The following is a 21,006-nucleotide window of genomic DNA, read 5'->3' as shown; positions in this document are numbered from 1 at the left end:
GATCACCCTCTCAGGTCGGCTACGCATCGTCGCCTTGGTGAGCCGTTACCTCACCAACTAGCTAATGCGCCGCGGGCCCATCCTATAGCGACAGCGAGATGCCGTCTTTTAGAATTGTCTCATGAGAGACAACAAATTATTCGGTATTAGCCCCGGTTTCCCGGAGTTATCCCAAACTATAGGGTAGGTTGCCCACGTGTTACTCACCCGTCCGCCGCTGACGTCAAAGGAGCAAGCTCCTTATCTGTCCGCTCGACTTGCATGTATTAGGCACGCCGCCAGCGTTCGTCCTGAGCCAGGATCAAACTCTCCATAAAAGAAATTTGATTAGCTCAAATTGTTTTGCTGGCATCAATTTTGATGTCCAAAATTTTGTTTCGTTCACTAACATATGTTAGTTAGTAAAAACTATATTGATTACGTTTTGCTTGTTCAGTTTTCAAGGTTCATTTTGTTATCGCTTGTTTTTAGCGACTTTATTAGTATAGCTCGTTATCAACAAGAAGTCAACAACTTTTTTGAAATTGTTATTTTCAAGCTGTCCTTCTTGTTAAGGACAAGTAATAATATATAATATTGCAATATAAAAATCAAGCCTTTTTCTTAAAAAACTTTAAAATCTTTTTGTCGTCCACGACAAATAATAGAATCCCCACTATTACAACTAATCCACCGATAATTTGTGTTGCGATTAAATACTCTTTAAAAATAATAAGAGCTAAAACAGCCGCTCCAATTGGTTCGAATAGAATAGCAATTGATACAACATTCGTACTAACATATTTAATAGACCAATTAAATAAAGTATGGCCTAACAAATTTGGAACAATGGCTAATAAAATAAACCATATCCAATCCATTGAAGCGTAAGGACCGAATGATTCCCCTTTAATTAGTACATAGAAAAACAACGTAATCGTGCTTACTACGTAAACTATCATTGTATATGTCACAAGTGAAAGTCGTTTTCGTACATCCTGGCCAAATAAAAGATAAGTTGTAATAAGTGCACAAGCAATTAATGCAAGCATATCCCCATAGAATGCAGATCCACTAAGCTTAAAATCTCCCCAGCTTATTAATACACTTCCAACTATAGCAATTACTCCAGCAAAAATGGTTTTTAAAGTAATAGCCTCTTTAAAGAAAAAGTATGTACCAACAAATGCAAAAATTGGTTGAAGTGTCACTAGTACAGTTGAACTTGCAACAGATGTGTAATTTAATGATTCAAACCACAAAATAAAGTGAAATGCTAAAAATACCCCCGCAATTGAAGAAAAAAGCCAATCTCTGTTAGATAGATGCTTTAATTCTTTTGTATATTTCATGAAAAATAACGGTGCCATGATTATGACAGAAAACAACATACGATAAAAAGCAATAACACCTGACTCCGCATTTGCTAATTTTACAAAGATGGCTGATAAAGAAACTGAAATAACGCCAATAAAAATTGGGATATACGGATGAATCTTTGGTTCATTCATTGAAATCGACCTCCAAAAAAAAGCTTATACATCATAACTTCCATGATGTACAATACAAAAAAGTAATGTACATATAATAATGACAGCTTGCATATCTCTTAGCAATACGAAATATTAATGGAGGGGTGCGTTTGGAAACATTATTGGAGAATATGATTACATATGAAGTTGGCATAAAATTAGTGATTGCAGCCACATTAAGTTTAGTAATCGGAATTGAAAGGGAATTAAAAAAGAAACCTGTCGGATTAAAGACCAGTTTAGTTATTGCTACATTCAGCTGCTTACTTACAATTATCTCGATTGAGACCGCATACTCAACACCTCCAAGAGCAGATATTAACATAACTATGGATCCTCTACGTCTGGCAGCCCAAGTAGTAAGCGGCATCGGATTTCTTGGAGCAGGAGTCATTTTAAGACGTGGTAATGATAGCATTTCGGGTTTAACTACTGCCGCAATGATTTGGGGAGCTGCTGGTATCGGGATTGCTGTTGGTGCAGGCTTTTATATGGATGCTACACTGGCTGTTATTATTATTGTTTTCGGCATCGAAGTATTGTCTCCATTTCTTATGAAAATTGGACCAAAGAGAATTCGTATGCGAGAAGTATCGTTAAAAATTCAGATTGATGACGATGGTAATACAGAATCGTTCCTTCTATTTTTAAAAGACAGCAATATTGTGATTGAAAACATTCGTATAAAAGACATTCCTTTAGGCAATAATCAGGTGTTACACGAATTAGATTTCCGTTTATCGTTAATTGTCTCAGATAACTTACTGTCGTTTTATCGTTCATTACGTACCTTACCTTATATTGAAAAAATCGAAATGGAAATTTTAAACTAGCTGGAGGATTCTCTAATGACAGAAATATTGAAACTACTCAAGGAAGGTAATAAACCTTCATTAATGGCTGCAGTTGTAAATGCATTTTTAGGTATTATAAAAGGGATTGCCTTCTTCTTTACAGGTAATGTCGCAATGTTTGCCGAAATGATGCATTCACTAGGAGATGCTGCAAACCAACTATTTGTATATGTTGGTTCAGCGCTATCCAAAAAAGCTCCTACAAAAAAATTCCCTGGAGGCTTTGGTCGAATTGTCAATCTAGTATGCTTGTTTGCCGTTATTATTGTAGCTATCCTTTCTTACGAGACTATAAAAGAAGGCTGGCATCATTTTATGCATCCTTCAGGTGAATCAAAAGGAATGTTAATAGCACTTGGCGTTTTATTGGTCGGGATTGTGTTAGAAGGAACAGTTCTGGCAAAAGCAGCAGTAGAGGTACTTCACGAAGCAGGGCAAGAAAAAGCTGGTATGATGTCTATTCCAAAAGCATTCGGATTTTTGAATCGTGCAAAACCTGCGACAAAATTAGTCTTTATGGAAGATTTAGTAGCAACAGGTGGTAATGTTTTAGCCTTTGTCGCTATCTTAATTGCACATTTTACAGGTTGGACGAGAATCGAAGGACTTGTATCAATCATTATTGGCTGTATGATGTTTTACGTAGTTGGAAAGGTATTCTTAGATAATGCACGTGGCGTTATTGGTGAAACAGATGAAGAAATGCTCAATCATATCGCTCATCTCGTTATGGATGATCCTAACATTAAAGATATTGTACGCTTAGAGGTTGTAAAAGAAGGCGAATTTTTACACGTTGAATTAGTCGCTGAAGCTGATGCTAATTTATCACTTGCATTTCTAGATGATGTCCGTGATCATTTAACAGAAGTTATTCTAAGTCAAAAGGGTGTCTCCAAAGTAGCCATTTTATTTGATGAAGATGACGGTAAAGCAAACTGGGTACACGTCGGCGAACGACCATCAACCGCCTATAACAAACAATAGAAGAAAAGCCAATTGCCTACGCAGGCAATTGGCTTTTTTTCATGTACCTATAACGCGTTTTGTAAAATTGTACGAACATCATCTTCCTGTAGCTTATTAAAGTTACCAAAAGGTCCATTTTGCATTGCATGTTCAATGATTTGATTGAATTTCGAATCATCAATATCATAATCAGCTAGACGGCTTGGTGCATCCAAGGAAGTCCAAAAAGCAGATAAACGATCAATTCCTTCATAAGCAATTTCTTCTGCCGTTTTTCCTGTCGTATCAACACCGAAAACACGAGTTGCTAAACCTGCAAAACGTTCTGGATTTACTGGCACATTTAAGCGCATCCAATGAGGTTGTAAAATTGCTAAACCACCAGCATGCGGAATATCGTAAATTGCTGAAACAGCATGTTCGATATTATGTGATGCCCAATCTCCACGAGAGCCGATTGATAGGAAACCGTTTAAACCAATCGTCCCTGCTAGCAATATTGTTTCACGCAATGAAATATCCTCTAAATCTTTTAGTAATTTAGGTGCTGTCGTCATAACAGTTCGTAAAACACCCTCACACATTTCATCTGTAACTGGCGTATTCGTCGTGTTGTGGAAATATTGCTCCAAAACATGAGACATCATATCAACCATACCGTAAACTGTATGGTTTTTCGGTACTGATACTGTGTAAGCTGGATTTAAAATAGAAAATTTAGGGAACGTAGCAGGACTACCCCAGCTTAACTTTTCTTCCGTTGCAGCATTAGTAATAACAGAGCCTGAATTCATTTCGGAGCCTGTAGCAGCTAATGTTAAAACAGTTCCAAGTGGTAAGGCATCTTGAATTAATACTTTTCGTTTAACTATATCCCATGCGTCGCCATCATATTTAGCACCGGCTACAATTAATTTAGAACAGTCAATGACCGAGCCACCACCAACAGCAAGAACAAGATCAATACCTTCTTTTTTACAAATATCAATGCCAATTCGCGCTGTTTCTACACGTGGATTAGGCTCTACGCCACTCAATTCAAATACCGTTTTATCCGCTTGTTGTAGTTTTTCAATAACAGCGTTGTACACGCCGTTACTCTTTATACTTCCCCCACCATAAACTACTAGCACCTTGCTACCATATTGCTCTAACTCTTTTGGTAATTTTTCCAGTGCATCTTCACCAAAGTGTAATTTCACTGGGTTATAAAATGTAAATGAATCCATTAAATTCGCCCCTTTCTAGTTGGATTTTCTCATAATTACAATGAAGAAAGCAAAGATATAAACCTAAAAATGCAAAACATAGAAGAAATTTTAACCTTAAAAAAATTTATTCCCAAAAGCATGTCCGCAAGCATTTAACAAAAAAATAAAACTTCCCAAATAACAGAGTGTCAACTAATGGCATCAGGTATTTTGCCTTGATGCTTATTATTCAGTTGTTTGGAGCGGAGAGTGGGGACGGGTACCAGGCACTCAAACAATTCACCAGGCTAATCATGCATTTTATGACTATCCAAGTAAAAATCCACTTAGACTTCTGCGGGAACTGCATAAGTTGTAAGAAGCAACAAACCGCGCGACAGCGAGGGTTGTTGCTTACACTATGCCAAGGAAAGCGTAGAGGATTTTTACATTTAAGAAGCCGACTACTTAGTGCCAGTCACTCAAACAATTAGGATTGCAGCTTGCAACGGTTAGTCCAGCCCGTAGCGTAAACCAATGGCAGACCAAAAAAAGACATCCCTAATTAGGAATGTCTTTTTATTAATTATCTATTATTAATTAAACCCAGCCACGGAAGCGAGATGCTTCTGCAGTACGGCGTACACCAACCATATATGCTGCCAAGCGCATATTGATATTACGTGTAGTAGCAGTTGTATATACATTGTCAAATGCTTCAACCATTTTTTTGTAAAGGCGTTCTTCTACTTCTTCTTCTGTCCAGTAATAACCTTGGTTATTTTGTACCCATTCGAAGTAAGAAACTGTAACACCACCAGCAGATGCTAATACGTCTGGTACAAGTAAAATGCCTCGCTCTGTTAAAATTTTAGTCGCTTCTGCTGTTGTTGGACCATTTGCTGCTTCAACAACAATGTTTGCTTTAATATTATGCGCATTGTCTGCAGTGATTTGGTTTTCAATTGCAGCTGGAACTAAAATATCACAATCAAGCTCTAAAAGATCTTTATTTGAAATTGTATTTTCAAATAATGTTGTTACTGTTCCGAAGCTATCACGACGATCTAATAAGTAGTCGATATCTAAACCTTCAGGATCATGAAGTGCACCATATGCATCTGAAATCCCAATTACTTTAGCACCTAAATCATTCATGAATTTAGCTAAGAAACTACCTGCGTTACCAAAACCTTGGATTACAACGCGAGCACCTTTAATGTCGATACCACGTTTTTTCGCAGCTTCTTCGATAACGATTGTTACACCTTGAGCAGTTGCACGGTCACGACCTTGAGAACCACCAAGGACAAGTGGCTTACCTGTGATGAAACCTGGAGAGTTGAATTCGTCCATACGGCTGTATTCATCCATCATCCATGCCATAATTTGTGCATTCGTAAATACGTCTGGAGCAGGAATATCTTTTGTTGGCCCAACGATTTGACTAACAGCGCGAACATAACCACGGCTTAGACGTTCGATTTCGCCCATAGACATTTGACGTGGGTCACAGATGACACCGCCTTTACCTCCGCCGTATGGTAGATCTACAATTCCACATTTCAATGTCATCCACATTGAAAGCGCTTTAACTTCCTCTTCGGAAACAGCTGGATGGAAACGTACTCCACCTTTAGTTGGTCCTACTGCATCATTATGTTGTGCACGGTAACCAGTAAATACTTTTGTAGTTCCATCATCCATTTTAACTGGAATGCGGACTTGCAGCATACGAAGCGGCTCTTTTAGTAGTTCATACATTGCTTCGTCATAGCCTAGTTTATTAAGAGCTTCTTGAATAACATCTTGAGTTGATGTGAACAGATTTAAGTTTTCAGACATTTTAAATCGCCTCTTTGTTTTTTTTAATGATTGTATATCGGCATCATTGTAACACACTTCTGAATTAAAATGTGAACATTTTGTTAAAGTTTAAATACTTTTTCAATTTGAGCAATAGACCAATCTAAATCTTCTTGAGAAATAACTAATGGTGGAGCAAAACGAATTACAGTATCATGTGTTTCTTTACATAATAAACCTAATTCTTTTAGTTTTTCACAATACGGACGTGCAGCTTCTGTTAGTTCCATACCGATGAATAAACCACGACCACGAACGTCTTTAATAACCGGGTTGTTAATTTCACGTAATTTACCTTTGAAATATTCACCAAGTTGTTGTGAGCGCTCTGCTAATTTTTCATCTAATAGTACTTTAATAGATGCGATAGAAACAGCACATGCTAAAGGATTTCCTCCGAAAGTTGAACCGTGAGAACCTGGATTGAAGACACCTAAAATTTCACGATTAGCAGCGACACAAGAAATTGGGAATACACCGCCACCTAATGCTTTACCTAAGATGTACATATCAGGCTCTACTTCTTCCCAATCACATGCAAACATTTTACCTGTACGTGCTAAACCAGCTTGAATTTCATCCGCAATAAATAAAACATTATTTTCACGGCATAATTCACGTGCAGCTTTTAAGAAGCCTTCTGGTGGAATAACAATACCAGCTTCACCTTGAATAGGCTCAATTAAAAATGCTGCTGTATTTGGAGTAATTGCAGCTTTTAATGCTTCTAAATTACCGTAATCAATAAGTTTAATATTTGGTAACATCGGTCCGAAACCACGGCGGTATTCTTCGTCAGATGATAAAGATACAGCTAGCATCGTACGTCCGTGGAAGTTCCCGTTACAAGCGATAAGCTCTGCTTTACCTTCTTCTACACCTTTTACATCATATGCCCAACGACGAGCAGCTTTAAATGCAGTTTCTACAGCTTCTGCACCTGTATTCATAGGTAAAACCATTTGTTTGTTTGTTAATTTCCCTACTAGCTCATACCATTCACCTAAATTTTCACTGTAAAATGCACGAGAAGTTAATGTTACTTTATCAGCTTGTTCTTTTAATGCAGCGATAATTTTCGGATGGCGATGCCCCTGATTCACTGCAGAATATGCTGATAACATATCTAAGTATTTGTTTCCTTCTGGATCTTTAACCCAAGCACCTTCAGCCTCTGCAATAACGATTGGCAGTGGATGATAGTTTGCAGCACCGTAATTTTGTGTTTGTTCAATAACTTGTTGTGATTTTGACATATAGCATTCTCTCCCTACTAACTAAAATGTAAATCTATAAAGATAGGACGGTTTATAAGATCTGATAAAAGAGCTATTTAATAGAAACAAAAGAAAAAAATTGTTCACCTATTAATTAAGCCGCACGCCTCGTAGGTTTTACAATCTACGAGGCTTTGCTAGCTTTTTCTTCTTATTTAAACAGCCCATCTTTCAGCCCATCTTTGAACATGTGGTTTTGCGCCACACAAATCAGTAAAAATTAAAGCATTTCTGAAGTTGTTTTTGCTTGCATATGAAGTTGTAGGTAGTCAGGGCCACCAGCTTTTGAGTCAGTACCTGACATGTTGAAGCCACCAAATGGTTGGTAACCAACGATAGCACCTGTACAACCACGGTTGAAGTATAAGTTACCAACATGGAAGTCTTCACGAGCTTTTTCTAAGTTCATACGGTTGTTAGTAATAACTGCACCTGTTAAGCCGTATTCTGTGTCGTTTGCAATTTCAATTGCTTCATCGAAATCTTTTGCTTTTGCAATTGCTACAACTGGTCCGAAAATTTCTTCTTTCATGATACGAGCAGAACGATCTACGTCAGCGAATACTGTTGGATTGACGAAGTAACCAACTGAATCATCAGCTGTACCACCTGCTACAAGGCGACCTTCTCCTTTACCAATTTCAATGTATTCAGTAATTTTATTGAATGCTGCTTGGTCAATTACTGTAGCCATGAAGTTGCTGTTGTCAGCTGGGTCACCAACTGTTAACGCATTTGTAAGCTCAGCTACACGGTTAACAACTGTATCATATACATCTTCTACGATAACTGCACGAGAACATGCTGAACATTTTTGACCTGAGAAGCCGAAAGCTGATTTTACGATTGATTGTGCTGCAAGCTCTAAATCTGCTTCTTTATCGACAACGATTGTATCTTTACCGCCCATTTCAGCGATAACACGTTTAATCCAAATTTGACCATCGTTATGTGTTGCTGCACGTTGGTTAATACGTAAGCCTACATCACGAGAACCTGTGAAGCTGATGAAGCGTGTTTTCGGATGATCTACTAAGTAATCCCCAACTTCCGCACCTGAACCTGGTACATAGTTAACTGCACCAGCAGGTAATCCCGCTTCTTCTAAAACTTCGATAAATTTATAAGCAACAACTGGTGTTGTTGAAGCTGGTTTTAATAATACTGTGTTCCCTGTTACTAAAGCTGCTACTGTAGTACCAGCCATAATAGCGAATGGGAAGTTCCATGGTGAAATTACAATACCAATACCTAATGGAATATAATCATAACGATTGTATTCGCCTGGACGGCTTTCTACTGGTTGGCCGTCTTTAATACGTAACATTTGGCGACCATAGTATTCAAGGAAATCAATTGCTTCTGCTGTATCAGCATCTGCTTCGTTCCAAGGTTTACCAGCTTCTTTTGTTAAAAGTGCTGAGAATTCATGTTTACGGCGACGGATAATTGCTGCTGCTTTGAATAACACGTCAGCACGAATAGCTGGGTCAACTTTTTTCCAAGTTTTAAATGTTTCATCTGCTGCTTGCATAGCTTTTTCAGCTAATTCTCTGCTTGCTTTTGAAACGCGTCCAATTACTTCTGTTTTCTTTGCTGGGTTATATGAAACAATTTTATCTTCTGTTGTAATACGTTCTCCGCCAATAATTAGTGGATAGTCTTGACCTAAATAGCCTTCAACTTTATTTAATGCCTCTAAATAAGCGTTGTAGTTTGCCTCTTGAGAAAAATCTGTAAATGGTTCGTGTTTGTATGGAATCATACTATATCCTCCTTTTGTGAGCTGTAAAAATTTAGTGTGCAAAAAACATTGACGCAAAATATTTTTGCGTATAAAATATTCTTACACTTATTATAATGCAAAATTTCGTTGCATATTTCAAGTAAAAAATTTTTGAGGTGCACATTTTATGAAAAATTCTGAACCCTTATTACCTTTTTATGAGTTTATTGCAACTAATGTATCCGTTGGTATACATGCGATTGACGTAACAGGTAAAACAATTATCTATAATTCAAAAATGAAAGAAATTGAAGGATTTCATTTTGATGAATTAGCAGATCGTTCAATTATTGAGTTGTTTTCCTTCCGTCAACATGAAAGTACTTTGATGCGGGTATTACAAACAGGCTTACAAGAAATGAATGTGAAACAAACCTATTGGAATAAAAATGGTCATGAAATTACAACGATTAACGATACATTTCCGCTTTTTAAAAACAATCAACTAATCGGTGCAATTGAATTTGCACGTGATATAACATCTTTAGAAAAATTAGTGTATCAACCTCTCCGTCGATATGGTGAGCCTCTAACATTTGATATGATTACGGCCGTTTCAGAGACGATGCAACAAGTTATCGTTAATGCTAAAAAAGCTGCCGCGGTAAAATTACCTATATTACTCATCGGGGAGTCTGGTACAGGAAAGGATTTGGTTGCAGAAAGTATTCATCATGCTGCTTCATCTGATACTGAAGCTTTTGTTACACTATTTAGTCGACGTTCAGCGAAATCAGTGCTAGATAAAATGCAAGAGCTTTTACAGGATGACAAAGCATATACATTTTTCTTTGAACGCATTGATTTTTTAAGTCTACATGTTCAGGAGCAATTACTAGAATTATTACAGTCGCTTCCACAATCAAAATATATGCTGATTGGCAGTGTTGGTAGCGATCCAATTACACTTATAGCGGAGAAAAAGCTTTTAAAATCTTTGTATTATTTCTTTGCAACAATGTCCATCACCATTCCAAATTTAACAGACCGAAAAGAAGATATTTTACCGTTTGTTGATGATTATTTCAGTCGCCATCGTGAGCGATTTGCATCAAACGTAACAGAACTAGCACCTGATGTCCAAGCATTATTCTTACAGTATGATTGGCCAGGGAATCTAAAAGAACTTGAACTCTTGCTTGATGAAATCGTCTCATTTATGACAACTGAATCGACTGTTACGTTCGATTTACTCCCTGTTCATTTTCGATTTAAGGTGCAGAGCCAAGACACAACTGAACGCGAACCTGAATTTTTTATGTTCCAACAGCAAAATGATGTCATGCCGCTTGATGCTTATTTACGGGAAGCCGAATCCTATTATGTGCAAAATGTCTTAAATCTATATGAGGGTAATATAACAAAGGCTGCTGGTGCGCTTGGCATGAGCCGCCAAAACTTGCAGTATCGCATACGGAAGATGAAAAAGGACTAATCTTAATTCTTAAAATGGTTATAAAAAAAAACGAGGATGCCTTCACATGGAAGCATCCTCGTTTTTTAATGTCCTGACTGCTCGATCCAGTCCTGTAGTTTATCTTTTAGGGAATTAAAGCCGTTTGCATCGGATTCATCTACACGATCCTGTAGAGATTTCCGTGGTGGTGCATCTTTTTTTCTTATTGCTGCTGGGCGCTCTTGTAAGGCTCGGATCGATAAACTAATTTTTTCGGCCGCTTCATCGATTTCAAGTACCTTCACTTCAACCTCTTGCCCTACTGATAAAAACTCACTGACGTCTTTTACAAAGCCGTACGTAATTTCAGAAATATGCACGAGCCCTTGTGTATCGTCATCAAGTGCTACAAATGCACCGTACGGTTGAATACCTGTAACTTTTCCGGTCAATACGTCTCCTAATTCATATTTTTTTGCCATAACCTTTGCCCACTTTCTATATGTTTGCTACGTATATATCACGTTAAATTATAACATACGTCAATATCTGGAGCAAAAATTCGTCCCACTAATCAATGATCTCTGTAATACGATAATAGCCTTCCTCTTGTTTCGAAAATTTTATTAGGAATTGCCTTCCGTACTTATCCTGTTCACTGATTGCAACGCGAGCAGCTACAATTGGATAAATCCCATCGTATTCACCTAGCTGACTAAATATGTCTAAACTTTTCATTGTTTGTAATAACATACTCGTATTCATATCAGCATCTGCATCTGGCATTAATAAAGTTTTTTGCAGCGATTCATCACCAATGGATATGGCATATAAGTATAGCGAAGCAATATTTATCGGTCGAAGTTGATTTAAAACATCATTTTGTTTTTTATACTGCTCATATATTCCCTTAATTTGCGCTATGCGAGAATCATCCATATCAATCACACTAAAATCACTATCGTTAATATAACCTGCTGTTTCTTCCCGTGTCTGTAAAAGTATTGTCCATATATCATAGGAAGCCAGTTGCGCTAGTGTTTCAGAATGATTATTTTGCTGGAATTCCTTAAAGATATTAGCTGCTTTCTTTTTCATGACCTCACCATACTTACCCGAGGCTACTTCCTGTAAAAATGTTATATATTTCTTATCAGCTTGCCCATCTTCCGCTAGGACAGGATATTTTTTAGTACCTTGCAATAATGCCACCCACGTATTTTTAAAGGTTTCTTGTAATAGTTTGTAATTGGGCGAACCGGCATTGACATCTGCAAGTAACGAACGTTCCATTATTTTAAGCGATTTTGCTGTTTCTTCTCGTGAATAACGTAAATCATCCGCTAATAATAAATAACCCGTTTTTAAATATTCAAAATACCCAAAAACATCCGGATGTAATTGATTTATATAAGCTGGTGCAAACTCTCCATCTACCGGATTCGCTTTAAAATAAAACGAGCCTTTTTCATCCATTTTCAGCTCCATATATTGATTGTTTGCCGCTTCAATAATGGCTTTTAAATCAGATGTATATTGCTTATCATCAGCATTCTTCAGTAGTGATTGGTAAGGTTCAAGTAGCTTGCTATAAAAATTTTCCAACTCTTCTACAGAAATAACGTATTGGATATAAACCTCATACGATTCATCAAAAGTTAAATTGTTATATGTTTTTATCGACTCTATAGCCCTTTTAGGAGTCATTAAAAAATATAAAACGTATTCATCTACATTTTGTGCACTATCACTATCAATTGATGACGAATGCAAATTATTTGCTATATAAAAATCTAACATTGTATCTGCTGTTTGAATAAATTCAAATGCTTGCAGTTCATCTTTCGAAACTTTTAATTCTCTTCTAATATCCTCTTTTCGACTATTATATTTTTTCGTTATATAGTCGACTGCATCGTTCTCTTCAGCCTCTTTTAAAGGAATATTTTGCAGGGCTTCCGTTTGGGTATTTTCTTGCTGTTTCATTGTATAGAGCGTCACTAAAAAACCAACTAGTAATACGCTTGCAATACTCGCTAGCCACACTGCTGGCTTTTGCCATTTCGGGGAGGACTTCTTTTGAGTGGTAATCGTTTGCTTTGTGAGTGCTTCTTCTTCTTCAATTTGCTTGAAAACATCAGCAGGATTTAATTTTTGTTCCATTCGGTCGTATGATTTTTTTAATAATGCCATACGTTTGTCAAATTGTTTGTCATCCATTTTCAACACTCCCATCCTGTGTCAAAGAGACTTTGAGCTTTTCCTTTGCGCGTAAAATTCGCACTTTGACCGCCGACAATGAAATACCAAGTACCTCTGCAATTTCCTCATACTTCAACTCATGAAAGTAAAACAAGACAAGTGGATAGCGATATTTTTCATCCAATGCTTGAATGTTATTGTGCAATAATCGATCTTCTTCAAAATTTAATACGTGCTTTTCAGCCGAGGGACTATGATGTTGGGGCTGTGCATTTAACAGCTCCTCCTTTGCCTGCTCCCGTTGCTCCCTGCGATAATAATCACGCGTAGCGTTGAGCGTGACTTTATAAAGCCATGTAGTAAAACGATCCTGCTTAAATTGATGTAAAAAGCGGTACAGCTTAACAAATACTTCTTGTGCAACATCCGCCAAATCACTACTATGTACGCCACATTGAAAGGCAAATTTTTCTACTGTTCGCTGATGGATGCGAATTAGTTCAATATAGGCTTCTTTATCACCATGTTGTGCTCGTTCGATTAATTCGGACTCATTCACTCGTTATCCCTCCTTTTATATGTAACGACCTATTCTTCCTAATTGTTACATTTTAACTGATTTGGTTATAGCGCATAGTTTTGCGCTGATAAATCCAATAGAATCGGTCTTTTGCGCTGTTAAGATTACACTGTGGCACGAAAGCTTTTATTCCCATTTAGAAGTAGCTAGAAAAAAAGTATCTATAATCAATTTTCAGAAATTTGACTTGTGTTATGTCGTTTTTACGGTAAAATATAACTTTAGTATAAGGAGGCTTTATTTTTCGTGTCATCTAGAGATCAATTCACATCAAAAATTGGTTTTATTTTAGCTGCTGCCGGAAGTGCCATTGGATTAGGAGCTATTTGGAAATTCCCATATATGGCGGGAACGAACGGTGGAAGTGTATTTATTTTATTATTTATTTTATGTACATTTTTCATCGGCTTACCGGTGTTAATTGCAGAATTTATGATTGGCCGTCGTGGGCAAAAAGATGCTGTTACGTCGTTCAAAGAGCAAGCGCCAGGAAAACCATGGTTTTTAATAGGATGGGGCGGCATGATTATTGCTGGTTTAATACTGTCCTTCTATAGTGTAGTTGGCGGTTGGATTTTAAGTTATTTAGGGCGTTCATTGACTTTCCAATTATCAAGTAATGGTAGTGAAGGGAATTACGCTGATTTATTTAGCAAAATCATCTCTAGTCCATTTGAAGCTATTCTTGTACAAGGATTATTTTTACTTTTAACAATTGCCATTGTGTCGGGAGGCATTAAAGGTGGGATTGAAAAGGCTAGTACGTGGATGATGCCACTATTATTCATTTTCTTCATTGTGTTAGTTATCCGTTCCTTAACACTTGATGGTGCAATGGAAGGCGTAAAATTTATGTTTGTACCTGACTGGTCTTACTTAAATGCTGAAACATTTTTAAAAGCACTTGGACAAGCATTCTTTTCTCTAAGTGTTGGTATTGCCGTTATGATTACGTACGCTTCATATCTCCCGAAAACCGAAAAGATTGGTAATTCAGCCATCAATGTAGCCTCTATGAATATTATTATTTCGCTACTTGCAGGTTTAGTTATTTTCCCAGCCGTGTTCGCACTAGGCTATACACCTGACCAAGGTCCAGGGCTTGTTTTTATTATTTTACCTGCCGTTTTTGAACAATTACCACTCGGTGGTCTATTCCTAACAATTTTCTTTATTCTTTTACTGTTTGCTACGGTGACTTCTTCCATTTCTATGTTAGAAATTGTAGTAGCTATCGCCATCGGAGACAAGCCAGAAAAGCGTAAAAAAATTGCATGGATTGGCGGTATTATTATTTTCGTCTTTGGTATTCCGAGTGCCTTATCTTTCGGAATTCTATCGGACGTAAAAATATTAGATCGCTCAATTTTTGATTTTGTAGACTTTATTACAAATAGTGTCGGCATGCCAATTGGTGCATTACTGATTTCTATTTTTGCAGGCTATTACTATACAAAAGATATTTCCCGAAAAGAGCTTGCTTCCTCAAGTCTTATGTTTAACATTTGGTACTTGTTGATTCGCTACGTATCACCAATTGCGATTTTCCTTATTTTCATTCAAGGGATTTTACCATTGTTTTAATAAGAAAATGAGGTTGTCTAAGGTATTTAAGACAACCTCACTTTTATAAGGAAAGAGATCTTGTGGCATATATGCTCGCCCCATACGCTCTTTCCAATAAAAAAACATTATATGTCGTTTAAATAATGCATTTTGCTTCAAACTTAATGGCAATTAGTTTGTATGAAATGGCAACACAATCTTCAATTGGAATCCATTGCTCAAACGAGTGCTCGTAAGTTTCTTGAATGACCTTTGCAAGTGCTGATGGGTCATCAATACCTTGTAATGCTGCAACAACATCTGCTGTTTCTGTATCATAATTCTCAGCACCGATGTGGAAAGGATCCCACTCCGCTAGCAGATGTACAGCTGCTCGATTCATTTTTATATTTTCCAAAATACTCACCTATTATCCTTTAATCTTAATAGGTATGATACCATAGTAAAAAAAAAAGAAAAGAGTGATTTGCTTGTCTATTTTCGATCAAACTTTAAAACGTCGCTATACGAACTCAGTAAAATGGGACGCAATGGAGAAAATTTATGGCCTAAACGATACTACAGAAATATTACCAATGTGGATAGCAGACATGGACTTTGCTCCACCATTAGCTGTTTCAAAGGCACTACAAAAACATGCTGAAGGTGCAATCTTCGGCTATGGCTTTGTAAGTGAGGAAGTAAAACAGTCGATCGTAGACTGGCAATATAAACGTTATAATTGGCACATTGAAAAAGATTCTATTTCTTTTAGCCACGGCGTCGTGTCAGCATTAGCAAATATTCTAACAGCAATGACAAATTTAGGAGATAAGGTACTTATTTCAACACCTGTCTATCCTCCATTTTTTAATATCCCAAAAAGTAATGGTCGTGAAGTGATAACTTGTCCGTTAGTAGAACAAGACGGGACATTTGTCTATGATTTTGAGGCATTCGAACAAGCACTTGCTCAAGACATTAAAGCTTACATATTGTGTAACCCTCATAATCCAGGTGGTTATGTATGGGACGAAGCCACACTAAAAGAGATTATTCGTCTTTGTGCAAAGTATGACGTTCTGATTATTTCAGATGAAATCCACGCAGATTTAATGTTAGATGGTGCCAAGCATACACCCCTTGCAAAAATTGCAGGTGATGAAATCGATCGTGTAATTACGTGTATGGCACCGACAAAAACATTTAACCTTGCAGGTATCCAAGTCTCATATATCATTGTTACTGATAAGAAAAAACGCCTTCAATTAGAGGCTGTCAATATGGCGAGTGGACAAGGCTCCTTAAACAGCTTTGCTCCTATTGCACTGCAAGCAGCTTACACTGAAAGTTTACCGTGGCTAGAAGAATTACTTCTTTATATTTCTAATAACATGGATTATGTCATTACTGAGTTAACGCAATTGCCTGGCATACACATTGCTAAGCCCCAAGGCACATACTTACTGTGGATTGATTGTCGTCAATTAGGAATGGATGAAAAAGAGTTAATGAAGCAATTGCTTGAAGTTGGAAAACTTGCATTAGAGCCTGGTTCAAAATATGGCGAAGAAGGCCGTGGCTTCCTACGTATGAACGTAGCCTGTTCATTTGATACTGTAAAAGATGCAGTTGCTCGCTTTAAGCTAGCATTGTCACTATAATTACTTTTAATCTAAAAGGCATCAAGAGTTTGCTCTTGATGCCTTTGTCATTTAAGTGTCAGGCACTCAAACAATTCTGAATTTTTCACCCCCCAAAAAAACCACGTAGTCTCCTGCGGGAACAGCACACAGTGTAAGGCGAAGTGGTTTTTTGCGCTATATGAATGCATGGGTGATTTATGTATTAATCTATATATAAAAAGACTATAGACAAACCGAAATTTTTTCCAGTTTGCCTATAGTCTGAGACATGCTTATGCAGAGTGCCTTTACTTACACATTTTGTTGATTGTTTGTGCTATTTCGTTCAGCTAAAATACGTGTTTCGATTTCCTTAGATTTTAATTCCTGCTTTTTAGAGATTTTACGGAAAATCATAAATACACCTATACATAAAATAAGCATGATTAAAAATTCAAAAGCTGCTGGAATATAAGCTGTTTTATCTTCAGGGAAATATAAAAATTGATACATTAAATGTTCCATATTTTCTACACGTCCTTACAATTATTATTCAAAAACTGTAATTGACTCAATTTTAACATCTTCAAGCGGTTTATCGCGGTTATCTTTTGCTACATCAGCAATTTTATCAACGATGTCCATACCCTCTACAACATGACCGAATACAGAGTGTTTATGGTCTAACCATGGTGTTCCACCGTTTTGTGCATATGCTTCAATAATTTCTTCTGGGAAACCAGCACCTTGAAGTTGGCGTAGCATATCACTTGGAAGGTGCTTCATTTGTACGATAAAGAATTGAGAACCGTTTGTGTTTGGACCAGCGTTAGCCATTGAAAGTGCACCACGTAGGTTGAATAATTCATCAGAAAACTCATCTTCAAATGAGTTACCCCAAATTGACTCACCGCCCATACCAGTACCAGTTGGGTCACCGCCTTGAATCATGAAATCTTGAATAACACGGTGGAAAATGATTCCATCGTAATAACCTGATTTTGCATGCCCTAAGAAATTTTCAACTGTTTTTGGTGCTTGTTTTGGAAATAATTTAATTTTTAGCGCACCTAAAGTTGTTTTCATTTCTACTAGTACTTCGCCTTCTTGTACTTCTGTTGTTAATTGTGGAAACATTGGAGTCTCTCCTTTAAATGTAAAATTTCAGTTTCAATGAAATGATCATCCTAGATCATTCCTGACCTCATATTAGTCTAACATACTTCCTAGCCGTTTTCTCCACCTAAGTATTGACGAATTTTGTAATTTTACAATCGTTCAGCCAATTATATTTTTGAAAACGAAGAAACTTCTGTTTGATACCTATGGTAGTATAACCCAAAATGATGATGGAAGAAACGGGCTATCTTTGCTAATTCTTTTTATTGTTTCGTATTGTGTAAATAGGTCTCAACGAGTATTTGGAATACATCCAAAATATGCTATTCTGTTGAAAGACTTATTTTCAAAGTTGGAGGCATTTATGAAAAAAGTTTTTGGTTTTATTATTATTACTCTATGTTTACCTACCATTTGGTGGATTAGTACGAATATACGAACAGAGTTAAAAACTGCCCAAGCCCATGAACAACAAATTGAGGAAACGATTAATGTACCTGAAGTACAGGTTCAGCTTCCCGTCACATTAATAGATCAAGATGATCAAGCCTTTAGTGAAGAATATGTCGAATGGAGACAGCCTTTAACACTGCAAGAAATTCCGCAAATTGCCCAGGAAATTTTTATTGCTAGTGAGGATGCCGACTTTTATGATCATATCGGTTTCGATCTTAGTGCCATTATTCGTGCTGTTGTCGCTAACTCTAATGCCAATGCTACTTCGCAAGGAGGCAGTACCATTACCCAACAGCTTGTTCGAATGCGCTATTTATCTGACGAAAAAACGTACGAACGAAAATTGACGGAATTATTTTATGCCTACGAGCTTGAAAAAAAATACGATAAAGATGCTATTTTAACTATGTATTTAAATGAATCTTATTTTAGCAATCAAGTATATGGTATAGGAAGTGCAGCGACCTATTATTTTCAAAAACCTATTCAAGATTTAACGATTGCTGAAATAGCTTTTATTTCTGCTATTCCAAACAATCCATCGCTTTATAATCCATTAAAAAATTTCGATGAAACAAAGGCAAGACAGGAACGGCTACTCGACACACTAGCAGCGAGTGGTGCTATTACAAAAGAAGATGCAGCTTCTTATAAAGCAGCACCAGTAATATTAAATGTAAAAAATAAGATGCAAAGCTATCCTATGTATAGCACTTACGTACTGCAAGAGCTACGCTGGCTTGTAGCCGAGAAAGAAGGCTACAGGGATCGACTTCAAAATACGCAAAGTGAAGAAGAAAAAAAATCGATTCAAGCACAACTAGACAATCGTCTCAATACTTTGTTCCAGAATGGTTTAACCATTTATACGGCTCTTGATCCAACTAAACAGAATCATGATGAAGATCAAATGACGGCTATATTAGGAAGTGGCCAATTGCAAGCAGCAGGAGCTGTAATTAATAACACCTCTCGTGAAATCGTCAGTCTATATGCCGGTAAAAATTACGAGAAATTTGATTATCATCGAGCTTTTCAAGGACCAAGACAGCCAGGTTCAGCATTTAAGCCACTTGCTGTCTATGCACCTTTTTTTGAAACGACAACAAACACGCCAGATTCCATCGTGAACGGTGGTAGTTATTGTGTCGGTTCTTTTTGCCCTCAAAACTATGGGGGGTATAAATATGGGGAAGTGACTATTCGAACAGCTTTCCGTAATAGTTATAATACTTCTGCTCTTCGCCTTTTTAATGCTGTTGGAGTCGAAACGGCATTTAGTTACCTTGATCGCTTCCATTTCCGCTCCATCGTTGCAAAGGATCATACGTATGCCGCATCATTAGGTGGATTAACATATGGTGTCACGGCTCTGGAGTTAGCAGATGCCTACACAAGCTTTATTGACGGCTCATATGTCCTTGCCCATAGTATTCGTAAGGTGACAGCAAATGATGGCACTGTACTATATAGCTGGGATACGGAACGTGATCAAATATGGTCACCCAAAACGGTAAAATATATGCGAGAGATACTAACAGAAGTTGTAACAAATGGTACAGGACAAGGTGTTTATAATAATAGTAACTATGTTGGTGCTAAAACAGGCACGACAAATGATTACCGCGATTATTGGCTAGCCGGTTTAAATGATCAGTATACAGCTGCCGTCTGGCTTGGCTATGATAAACCTCAACCAATGGAAAAACTAGAAGCGTATAAAATTCATCACAAGCTATTTAATGTTTTACTAGAGTAAAGTTTCCTAGCAAATAACGACTTCTTATAGCGTAAAAACCCACTTCGCTTTCAACGGGCACTTCGTAAGCCGCAACCATCGCTTTCGCGCGATTTGTTGTGGCTTACTTTGCATGTATTCCCGTAAGAGGTTACGTGGGTTTTTACTTGGCTATTAAAATATATCACTGGTAGAATTCAGAATTGTTTGAGTGACTGGCACTTTCTTTATTTCGCAAAAGGTAGACTTGCCAGTACACCGTTATACAATTTTAAAATCACATAAACTAATAACGAAAATAATATTGTCCACATGAAAAGTTCAAATATTAGTAATCCAATCGTGCCACCCATAGACATAAAAAGGCTCATTTTATAAATAAGATAAATGAAATAGACAAAAATCGTTAATACGAATATACCTGCTAATGCATAAATGGATTGAATAGCAAAGACAGAACACATAGCTCCAATAAATAGAATGACATAGCCTCCACGTGCTTGGCTTACTGCTGCCCCTTCATTATCTTTTGAAAAAAACAACATACCTAGTTCATGAATTGTTTCTCCAACTAATTTAAGTGCAGAAATTGCCATAAAAAAAATAACAGCAAATACCACAAGCAATAATAGCCGTAATTCAAAATCCGATAAAAATTCACGCATTCCTGAATAAACACCGATTGCTTGAAATAATTGTAATGCTTCGCCTACTGCATACATGCCGAACGTTAAACTAAACAATAAAATTGTAATTAATGGTAAATAACCATATATGTAAGGGTTCCTCATAAAAAATTTTTTCCTCTGTTTTTTTTGATAACTTCCTATTTATAATATAGCTAAAATTCTCCTGCTATCCAAGTTAAATCCTGTTAGTCCATATGCATTCC

At 37.0% G+C, this 21,006-nt stretch carries 18 protein-coding genes and 1 rRNA gene; 6 read left to right on the top strand and 13 right to left on the bottom strand.

Translation table 11 applies throughout. From position 1 onward, the window contains the following. Positions 1-317 (bottom strand): 16S ribosomal RNA (locus ACIQXJ_RS16880); the annotation flags it as partial. Between the two features lie 273 nt (positions 318-590). Next, the gene (locus ACIQXJ_RS16875) at positions 591-1,490 is read right to left on the bottom strand and encodes a DMT family transporter (protein WP_403054932.1); all 900 of its coding nucleotides are present in this window, start codon (positions 1,488-1,490) and stop codon (positions 591-593) included. Positions 1,491-1,621: 131 nt separating this feature from the next. Here ACIQXJ_RS16875 and ACIQXJ_RS16870 point away from each other — a divergent pair, with 131 nt between their 5' ends. Beyond that, the gene (locus ACIQXJ_RS16870) at positions 1,622-2,344 is read left to right on the top strand and encodes an MgtC/SapB family protein (protein ID WP_401012582.1); all 723 of its coding nucleotides are present in this window, start codon (positions 1,622-1,624) and stop codon (positions 2,342-2,344) included. A 15-nt stretch (positions 2,345-2,359) separates the two neighbouring features. After that, on the top strand, positions 2,360-3,352 hold the full coding sequence (locus ACIQXJ_RS16865; RefSeq protein ID WP_401012584.1) for a cation diffusion facilitator family transporter: 993 nt from the start codon (positions 2,360-2,362) through the stop codon (positions 3,350-3,352). Positions 3,353-3,399: 47 nt separating this feature from the next. On the opposite strand, the gene ACIQXJ_RS16860 is transcribed toward ACIQXJ_RS16865, so the two are convergent. The 4 genes from ACIQXJ_RS16860 to pruA all read right to left on the bottom strand — a co-directional run bounded on the left by ACIQXJ_RS16860 (position 3,400) and on the right by pruA (position 9,432). Continuing rightward, positions 3,400-4,563, bottom strand: coding sequence for an iron-containing alcohol dehydrogenase (locus tag ACIQXJ_RS16860; RefSeq protein WP_403054934.1), 1,164 nt, complete (start codon positions 4,561-4,563; stop codon positions 3,400-3,402). A gap of 561 nt (positions 4,564-5,124) precedes the next feature. Continuing rightward, positions 5,125-6,369: a Glu/Leu/Phe/Val family dehydrogenase gene (locus ACIQXJ_RS16855; RefSeq protein WP_069509732.1), complete on the bottom strand. Its 1,245-nt coding sequence runs from the start codon at positions 6,367-6,369 to the stop codon at positions 5,125-5,127. An 83-nt stretch (positions 6,370-6,452) separates the two neighbouring features. Continuing rightward, positions 6,453-7,646, bottom strand: a complete 1,194-nt coding sequence (locus ACIQXJ_RS16850; RefSeq protein WP_403054936.1) for an ornithine--oxo-acid transaminase — start codon at positions 7,644-7,646, stop codon at positions 6,453-6,455. Positions 7,647-7,887: 241 nt separating this feature from the next. After that, entirely contained in the window at positions 7,888-9,432 is a 1,545-nt protein-coding gene (pruA, locus tag ACIQXJ_RS16845; protein ID WP_401012590.1) for an L-glutamate gamma-semialdehyde dehydrogenase, read from the bottom strand. 148 nt (positions 9,433-9,580) lie between these two features. On the opposite strand from pruA, the gene ACIQXJ_RS16840 reads away from it, so the two are divergent. After that, positions 9,581-10,888 (top strand): AAA-type ATPase lid domain-containing protein, encoded by a 1,308-nt coding sequence (locus ACIQXJ_RS16840; protein ID WP_401012591.1) that lies wholly within the window; start codon positions 9,581-9,583, stop codon positions 10,886-10,888. Between the two features lie 65 nt (positions 10,889-10,953). On the opposite strand, the gene yugI is transcribed toward ACIQXJ_RS16840, so the two are convergent. The 3 genes from yugI to ACIQXJ_RS16825 form a co-directional block, all read right to left on the bottom strand. After that, positions 10,954-11,331 (bottom strand): S1 domain-containing post-transcriptional regulator GSP13, encoded by a 378-nt coding sequence (gene yugI / locus ACIQXJ_RS16835; RefSeq protein ID WP_340822872.1) that lies wholly within the window; start codon positions 11,329-11,331, stop codon positions 10,954-10,956. Between the two features lie 88 nt (positions 11,332-11,419). Then, on the bottom strand, positions 11,420-13,069 hold the full coding sequence (locus ACIQXJ_RS16830) for a hypothetical protein (RefSeq protein ID WP_403054938.1): 1,650 nt from the start codon (positions 13,067-13,069) through the stop codon (positions 11,420-11,422). After that, a complete protein-coding gene (locus ACIQXJ_RS16825) occupies positions 13,062-13,610 on the bottom strand; it encodes an RNA polymerase sigma factor (protein WP_403054940.1) in 549 nt (182 codons plus the stop codon). The genes ACIQXJ_RS16830 and ACIQXJ_RS16825 overlap by 8 nt, the downstream gene beginning before the upstream one ends. Positions 13,611-13,877: 267 nt before the next feature. On the opposite strand from ACIQXJ_RS16825, the gene ACIQXJ_RS16820 reads away from it, so the two are divergent. Beyond that, positions 13,878-15,215 (top strand): sodium-dependent transporter, encoded by a 1,338-nt coding sequence (locus ACIQXJ_RS16820; RefSeq protein ID WP_403054942.1) that lies wholly within the window; start codon positions 13,878-13,880, stop codon positions 15,213-15,215. A gap of 118 nt (positions 15,216-15,333) precedes the next feature. Here the strand turns inward: ACIQXJ_RS16820 and ACIQXJ_RS16815 are convergent, their stop codons facing one another. Then, entirely contained in the window at positions 15,334-15,594 is a 261-nt protein-coding gene (locus ACIQXJ_RS16815) for a DUF1871 family protein (protein ID WP_401012602.1), read from the bottom strand. A gap of 73 nt (positions 15,595-15,667) precedes the next feature. Here ACIQXJ_RS16815 and ACIQXJ_RS16810 point away from each other — a divergent pair, with 73 nt between their 5' ends. Continuing rightward, complete coding sequence (locus ACIQXJ_RS16810; RefSeq protein WP_403054944.1) at positions 15,668-16,840, top strand: MalY/PatB family protein; 1,173 nt, start codon at positions 15,668-15,670, stop codon at positions 16,838-16,840. Positions 16,841-17,113: 273 nt separating this feature from the next. On the opposite strand, the gene ACIQXJ_RS16805 is transcribed toward ACIQXJ_RS16810, so the two are convergent. Both ACIQXJ_RS16805 and ACIQXJ_RS16800 read right to left on the bottom strand, forming a co-directional pair. Continuing rightward, complete coding sequence (locus ACIQXJ_RS16805; protein WP_173479753.1) at positions 17,114-17,326, bottom strand: hypothetical protein; 213 nt, start codon at positions 17,324-17,326, stop codon at positions 17,114-17,116. A gap of 24 nt (positions 17,327-17,350) precedes the next feature. Further along, on the bottom strand, positions 17,351-17,938 hold the full coding sequence (locus tag ACIQXJ_RS16800) for a peptidylprolyl isomerase (RefSeq protein ID WP_340822860.1): 588 nt from the start codon (positions 17,936-17,938) through the stop codon (positions 17,351-17,353). A gap of 346 nt (positions 17,939-18,284) precedes the next feature. Between ACIQXJ_RS16800 and ACIQXJ_RS16795 the strand changes: the two genes are divergently transcribed. Beyond that, on the top strand, positions 18,285-20,135 hold the full coding sequence (locus tag ACIQXJ_RS16795) for a transglycosylase domain-containing protein (protein ID WP_403054946.1): 1,851 nt from the start codon (positions 18,285-18,287) through the stop codon (positions 20,133-20,135). Positions 20,136-20,341: 206 nt separating this feature from the next. On the opposite strand, the gene ACIQXJ_RS16790 is transcribed toward ACIQXJ_RS16795, so the two are convergent. After that, complete coding sequence (locus tag ACIQXJ_RS16790; RefSeq protein ID WP_403054948.1) at positions 20,342-20,905, bottom strand: DUF5366 family protein; 564 nt, start codon at positions 20,903-20,905, stop codon at positions 20,342-20,344. Between the last annotated feature and the right edge of the window lie 101 nt (positions 20,906-21,006).

The sequence above is a fragment of the Lysinibacillus sp. NPDC097868 genome, from assembly GCF_044761135.1.
Taxonomy (GTDB): domain Bacteria; phylum Bacillota; class Bacilli; order Bacillales_A; family Planococcaceae; genus Lysinibacillus.
The sequence above is the reverse complement of the archived record's forward strand: the minus strand, read 5'-3'. Positions and strand labels throughout refer to the sequence as shown.

Coding starts and splice junctions, on each gene's coding strand:
- ACIQXJ_RS16830 (WP_403054938.1), bottom strand. CDS start 13,069: ATGGATGACAAACAATTTGACAAACGTATGGCATTATTAAAAAAATCA.
- ACIQXJ_RS16805 (WP_173479753.1), bottom strand. CDS start 17,326: ATGGAACATTTAATGTATCAATTTTTATATTTCCCTGAAGATAAAACA.
- ACIQXJ_RS16840 (WP_401012591.1), top strand. CDS start 9,581: ATGAAAAATTCTGAACCCTTATTACCTTTTTATGAGTTTATTGCAACT.
- ACIQXJ_RS16865 (WP_401012584.1), top strand. CDS start 2,360: ATGACAGAAATATTGAAACTACTCAAGGAAGGTAATAAACCTTCATTA.
- ACIQXJ_RS16875 (WP_403054932.1), bottom strand. CDS start 1,490: ATGAATGAACCAAAGATTCATCCGTATATCCCAATTTTTATTGGCGTT.
- ACIQXJ_RS16800 (WP_340822860.1), bottom strand. CDS start 17,938: ATGTTTCCACAATTAACAACAGAAGTACAAGAAGGCGAAGTACTAGTA.
- ACIQXJ_RS16860 (WP_403054934.1), bottom strand. CDS start 4,563: ATGGATTCATTTACATTTTATAACCCAGTGAAATTACACTTTGGTGAA.
- ACIQXJ_RS16790 (WP_403054948.1), bottom strand. CDS start 20,905: ATGAGGAACCCTTACATATATGGTTATTTACCATTAATTACAATTTTA.
- yugI (WP_340822872.1), bottom strand. CDS start 11,331: ATGGCAAAAAAATATGAATTAGGAGACGTATTGACCGGAAAAGTTACA.
- ACIQXJ_RS16795 (WP_403054946.1), top strand. CDS start 18,285: ATGAAAAAAGTTTTTGGTTTTATTATTATTACTCTATGTTTACCTACC.
- ACIQXJ_RS16850 (WP_403054936.1), bottom strand. CDS start 7,646: ATGTCAAAATCACAACAAGTTATTGAACAAACACAAAATTACGGTGCT.
- ACIQXJ_RS16855 (WP_069509732.1), bottom strand. CDS start 6,369: ATGTCTGAAAACTTAAATCTGTTCACATCAACTCAAGATGTTATTCAA.
- pruA (WP_401012590.1), bottom strand. CDS start 9,432: ATGATTCCATACAAACACGAACCATTTACAGATTTTTCTCAAGAGGCA.